Genomic DNA, 3,208 nt, shown 5'->3' with positions numbered 1-3,208 from the left:
GAGCCCCTTCAACCGCGTCGTTTTTGTCTTTGTCGGCGACAGAGGAAACATCAGCCTCATAAACCAAATGGGTGCCGCCCAATAAATCCAAACCCAGCCTGAATGGCAATTCTTTGACTCGGGGGAGGTTGACGGTGTCGCTGGTCTTTCCGGACAGCCAACTCGCTCCCTTGTTGTAATAAAAACCGGCATCAACCAAAAAACCGGCCAAAGTAAAAATAATTATAAGAATAAAAACCTGCCAAAGTCTGCCCCTGGGCGTTGGTTTTAAAATTTTCTGGATTATATTATCAGACATAAGGGTTAAAAAATAAAAGGGCTAAAAAGCCTTTAATTTATCCGCTAAATACATCTTAAAACAAACGAAAATAAAAAGCAAGAGTAAATAATATATTGATAAATTAAGCCAAATGTCTTATCCTAATAGTATCCGCAACCTCCAAATTCATAATTCATTATTCATAATTCGTAATTCACGTAAAATGAAGTTTAAATTAAAAACGCCATTCCAACCCGCCGGAGATCAGCCTGTTGCCATCAAAAAACTTGTTTCCGGCCTGAAAAAAAATTACAAACACCAGACTTTGCTTGGCTTAACCGGGTCCGGCAAAACTTTTACCATGGCTAAAATTATAGAAGCCGTACAGAAACCAACCCTAATAATTTCCCATAATAAAACTCTGGCCGCCCAGCTTTACGGCGAGTTCAGGCAATTTTTTCCTGACAACGCCGTTCATTATTTTGTTTCCTATTATGATTATTACCAGCCCGAGGCCTATATCCCCCAGACTGACACTTATATTGAAAAAGAAACTTCCATTAATGAAGAAATTGACCGTTTGCGCCACGCCGCCACCCAGTCGCTTATCAACCGGAAAGACGTTTTGATCGTGGCCAGCGTTTCCTGCATTTACGGCTTGGGCGAGAAAAAAGATTATGAAGCCATGAGCATAAAATTTGAAGTCGGGCAAAAAATCAAAAGAAATGAACTCCTGCGCCAATTAATAAAAATTCAGTACGAAAGGGATGATAAGCAATTTTACCGCGGCCAGTTCCGGGTCAGAGGAGAAGCGATTGATGTCCACTTGGCCACCGGCGAGGCCATTATCCAAATTATAATGTTTGGCGATACAATAGATAAAATTTCTATCTTTAACATAAAACCCGGACAACCGGTCTTAAGACTCCTGGCCTTGTCTAATAAAGGTAAAGATAAATTAAAGTCAATTAAAATTCTGCCGGCCAAACATTTTATGACTCCGGAAAACAAAATGGCCAAAGCTTTAAAAAATATCCGGGCGGAATTGGCCAAAAGATTAAAAGAATTAAAGAAGCAAAAAAAAGAAGTGGAAGCTTACCGTTTGGAGAAAAAGACCAATTATGACCTGGAAATGATTGAACAGGTCGGTTATTGCAACGGGATTGAAAATTATTCGCGGCATTTATCCGACCGCGCTCCGGGGGAGCCTCCGGCCACTTTGTTGGATTTTTTCAGCGATGATTATTTAATGTTCATAGACGAATCGCATGTTACTATTCCGCAGATTCGCGGCATGTACGCCGGCGACCAATCAAGAAAGCAAACGCTCATTGATTTCGGCTTCCGCCTGCCTAGCGCTCGCGACAACCGGCCTCTGAATTTTTCCGAGTTCAACAAAAGGGTCAACCAAATTATCTATGTAAGCGCCACTCCGCAAGACTACGAAATAAAAAAATCAAAGCAGGTTGCGGAGCAGATTATCCGGCCCACTTATTTGCTTGATCCGGAAATTGAGGTGAAACCGACCCAGCAACAAATTCCAGACTTAATTGAAGAAATAAAAAAACGGACTGAAAGAAAACAACGCATCCTGGTTACCACCTTAACTAAAAAAATGGCCGAAGAACTGGCCGATTATTTAAAAGAGCAAGGCATAAAGGTCCAATATCTCCACAGCGAAGTTGACACCTTGGAAAGAGTGGATATCCTGCGCGATTTGCGTTTGGGAAAATATGATGTTTTAGTGGGCATAAATTTATTGCGGGAAGGCCTTGATCTTCCCGAAGTCTCCCTGGTCGCGATTTTGGACGCGGACATAGGCGGATTCCTGCGCAATGAAACTTCTTTAATCCAGACCGCGGGCCGGGCGGCCCGGCACGCCGAAGGCAAAGTTATAATGTATGGGGACAATATCACTCCGGCCATGCAATATGCTATCAGGGAAACGAAAAGACGCCGAGAGAAACAAATCGCTTATAATAAAAAAAACGGCTTGACGCCGCGAACCATAGAAACCAAATTCCACGATTCAATAATATAACATCTATATAATTCGCATGTGCCGTCCCGAGTACTCGGAATAGTGCGGCTTTTTTGCGCTAGCAAAAAAATAACAAAAAAAGGGGTTAAATCTACGACAAGTCGTTTTATAAGATTTAACCCCCTCACTTCTTTTTTTTGGAAGCCTCCAGAAGTTTCTCGCCGAGTCGCCGAATTTCCGTCATCATCGGAGAGTTTCTGTGGGCCACAAGAACTGTCGGGGAAACTAAAAGCCTTTTGACTACCACCAATCCGGCTTCTCTTAAACTTTTGCCGGTTTCCACGACATCGATCCCGTAGTCGTAGCCGCAACAGGTGACTAAGGCCTCAATTGAACCGTCAAAAACGTCAATTTGCGCTTCCCGGAAACCAGCGTCGCCGCGGCCAATATTTTCATACAAGCTGGCAACTTTGATTTCGGGTTTATCAACAAATTTTCTGTCTTTGCCGATAATTGAAACCGTGATCGGCTTCCTTGTCCTTTTTGCCAAAGGAAGCTCAACAACGACTTCAAGATCGTTGAAAAAACCGGAGTCAACAACCAAATCATACCCGAGCATGGCGCAGATCGGATTCCTGCCTCCGTCAGCGGCAATGAGTTTAGGCATATTCTTCGGCCTCATTACCGGCATCATTGAGAAAATGCTGCCAGGCCGAATTATCGCCATCGGGCTTCGGTCGTCTATGACTACCGGCTCTCCGGCTCTTGCCAGCAAAACCGAAGAAGACGCCTCCAAGCTTCCGTTCGGTTTGAGAAAAATTATTTCCCCCATGATCCACCCCCTTTCAGGAGAGTTAAGTTAAAAAAGAACAAAAAATCCTCCCTTATTGTTTTACCTGTCCCGCTCCTCGAGAGGGGCGGGATTATTTTATTTTACTTATTCAATTTATCTAAAACCATTTTATAGC

4 protein-coding genes are annotated in these 3,208 nt (G+C 43.2%); 2 read left to right on the top strand and 2 right to left on the bottom strand.

The window, feature by feature from the left end; all coding sequences use genetic code 11:
- Nucleotides 1-298: hypothetical protein (locus PHQ42_05355; GenBank protein ID MDD5072128.1), on the bottom strand; the 298-nt coding region annotated here is incomplete at its 3' end.
- Nucleotides 299-482: 184 nt separating this feature from the next.
- On the opposite strand from PHQ42_05355, the gene uvrB reads away from it, so the two are divergent.
- Nucleotides 483-2,300, top strand: a complete 1,818-nt coding sequence (uvrB, locus tag PHQ42_05350) for an excinuclease ABC subunit UvrB (protein ID MDD5072127.1) — start codon at nt 483-485, stop codon at nt 2,298-2,300.
- A gap of 124 nt (nt 2,301-2,424) precedes the next feature.
- On the opposite strand, the gene PHQ42_05345 is transcribed toward uvrB, so the two are convergent.
- Complete coding sequence (locus tag PHQ42_05345; protein ID MDD5072126.1) at nt 2,425-2,907, bottom strand: hypothetical protein; 483 nt, start codon at nt 2,905-2,907, stop codon at nt 2,425-2,427.
- On the opposite strand from PHQ42_05345, the gene PHQ42_05340 reads away from it, so the two are divergent.
- On the top strand, nt 2,894-3,103 hold the full coding sequence (locus PHQ42_05340) for a hypothetical protein (protein ID MDD5072125.1): 210 nt from the start codon (nt 2,894-2,896) through the stop codon (nt 3,101-3,103). The two genes, PHQ42_05345 and PHQ42_05340, sit on opposite strands and share 14 nt — an antisense overlap.
- Nucleotides 3,104-3,208: the final 105 nt, after the last annotated feature.

It is taken from the genome of Patescibacteria group bacterium (assembly GCA_028711655.1).
Lineage (GTDB): Bacteria > Patescibacteriota > Patescibacteriia > Patescibacteriales > JAQTRU01 > JAQTRU01.
The sequence above is the reverse complement of the archived record's forward strand: the minus strand, read 5'-3'. Positions and strand labels throughout refer to the sequence as shown.

Coding starts and splice junctions, on each gene's coding strand:
- uvrB (MDD5072127.1), top strand. CDS start 483: ATGAAGTTTAAATTAAAAACGCCATTCCAACCCGCCGGAGATCAGCCT.
- PHQ42_05340 (MDD5072125.1), top strand. CDS start 2,894: ATGAGTTTAGGCATATTCTTCGGCCTCATTACCGGCATCATTGAGAAA.
- PHQ42_05345 (MDD5072126.1), bottom strand. CDS start 2,907: ATGCCTAAACTCATTGCCGCTGACGGAGGCAGGAATCCGATCTGCGCC.